Source organism: Pseudoxanthomonas sp. LjRoot204_2 (assembly GCF_056175765.1).
Genome location: NZ_JBGFFG010000518.1, coordinates 1 through 2,075, shown reverse-complemented (window position 1 = coordinate 2,075; position 2,075 = coordinate 1). Strand labels below are relative to the sequence as shown.

Sequence of the window (2,075 nt, the reverse complement as noted above, 5' to 3'; positions counted from 1 at the left end):
GTGCAGAGCGCCCCTGAGGAGATTGGCTGTCACGCAGGTATCTCTGGTGATCCCGCGTGTAGGGTCCACCAGTCTTATCTTGACGTAGTGAGGCGAAGTGGACATCGTGCGCATCGCCTCCATAAAGGCGTCGTGTGCCTGCACGCCTATGTCCTGACGCGCGCAGGACGCGAACAAAAAGGCGTATAACCCGAATTTCACGCGCTGTCCGACCATGAATAACCCCGTTGCGCACGTCTAGCGACCGTAGCCCGGGTAAGCGTAACGCACCCGGGATGCGTTACGCGGCACGTCCCCGCTTGCGGCCTTCGATCCGTTCCGGACTACGACGCTGTCGCACAGCGCGCCAAGCGTCCGCTGCTACGCATCCGCGTCGCGCTGGAGCGCGGGTGAGGCGGGGCCGTCCGCGACAGCGGACGTGATCGCGGGCCAATGCCTGCGCAGCCTGAGAGGAATGACAACAGCGGCGACCAAGGCTGCGGTACAGGAAACGATAGGCGTACCGTGTTCGGCGGCCACGAAGATTCCATTGGCGAGCGCCAGGTAGCCGCGTGCGTGCAGGTCGGAGGCGATGAATGTCTTGAGGACTTCCAGCGGCAGCAGCAACGCGGCCGCGAACACCATCACGCCATAGCTCAGCAGCAGGCATGCGAAAGCGAACGACCGTCTGCAGGACCGTGGCATGCCGGACCGCCAAGCAATCGCCCATGCGATCCACGCCGGCAGCAGTACGGTGGCCACCAGGCCCGCGGCCGTCAGCAGGACTATCGTTGCCATCACGATCAGGTCGCTATCCATGGAGATACCTGATGACGTCGAGCGGTGGGTGGACGGGATCGCGTTGCGAATCGCCGCGTCAGCCCGCTTCCGCGAACGCCGGCCTCGTCAGGTTGTCCGCATCGCCTTCGGTGCACAGCACTTCGTCCTCGATGCGGATGCCGCCGTACGGGCGGAATGCGTCGACGCGCGTCCAGTCGACGCTGGCGGCGTGGTCGTTCTTCTTGACCTCGTCCAGCAGCAGGTCGATGAAGTACAGGCCGGGTTCGATGGTCACCACCATGCCCGGTTCCAGCACGCGGGTCATGCGCAGGTAGGGATGGCCGGCGGGTCGTTCGATGCGGCCGCCACGATCGCTCGCGGCGAAGCCGGCCACGTCGTGCACCTGCAGGCCAATCGGATGGCCCAGCCCGTGCGGGAAGAACGCCGCGCTCACGCCGGTAGCGACCGCGGCTTCGGGCGAGACCGTGATCACGCCGAAGTCCTTCAGGATGCCCATCAGCGTGTGGTGCGCATCCACGTGCAACTGCCGGTAATCCACGTCCGCCCGCACCCCGGCGCACATGCGCTGCTGCGCGGCATCCACCGCGTCGATCAGCGCCTGGAAGTCGCCACCGGTGTCGAAGGCGTAAGTGCGGGTGATGTCGCTGGCGTAGCCATGGAAACTGGCGCCGGCGTCGATCAGGAAGCTGCGCAGCGGATCGGGCGCCACGCGCTGCAGTTCCATGTAGTGCAGGATCGCCGCGTGTTCGTTGAGGCCGATGATGTTGCCGTAGGGCAGGTCATTGGCGTCCTGGCCCACCGCCGTGCAGTAGGCCATGTGGATGCCGAACTCGCTCTCCCCCGCGCGGAAGGCAGCTTCGGCGGCGCGGTGTCCGCGCACGGCCAGGCGCTGCGCCTGCCGCATCAGCGCGATCTCGTACGGCGTCTTGTACGAGCGCTGGTATTCCAGGTACTGGATCACCGGCTCGGGATTGTTCGGCGCGTAGTCGCCGAGCGTGCTCTGCGGCTCGCCGAGGATCGCACTGCGGGCCGCAGGCGGCAGCAGCGCCGCCGCTTCGTCCGGCTTGCGGATGATGTGGACATCGACGTGGTCCACCCACCAGCCACTCGGTGCACCTGGCACGACATGCCAGTAGTCGAACGGCTGGTAGAAGATCACCTGCGGCCGCTTGCCGGGCGTGTACACCAGCCAGCTGTAGGGCAGCCGCGTGAGCGGGAGCCAGGCCTTGAACTGCGGGTTCACCGCGTACGGATAGTCGCGGTCGTCGAAGACCTGCCAATGCTGGGTCCCACTG

At 66.1% G+C, this 2,075-nt stretch carries 3 protein-coding genes; all 3 read right to left on the bottom strand.

What is annotated here, in order from left to right; genetic code table 11:
- Window positions 1-216 (bottom strand): hypothetical protein (locus tag AC04L7_RS17385; RefSeq protein WP_475513529.1); only part of this gene is annotated, 216 nt, incomplete at its 3' end.
- Between the two features lie 144 nt (window positions 217-360).
- Window positions 361-798, bottom strand: coding sequence for a hypothetical protein (locus tag AC04L7_RS17380; protein ID WP_436000280.1), 438 nt, complete (start codon window positions 796-798; stop codon window positions 361-363).
- A gap of 58 nt (window positions 799-856) precedes the next feature.
- Window positions 857-2,075: Xaa-Pro dipeptidase (pepQ, locus tag AC04L7_RS17375; protein WP_475513528.1), on the bottom strand; the 1,219-nt coding region annotated here is incomplete at its 5' end.

Coding starts and splice junctions, on each gene's coding strand:
- AC04L7_RS17380 (WP_436000280.1), bottom strand. CDS start 798: ATGGATAGCGACCTGATCGTGATGGCAACGATAGTCCTGCTGACGGCC.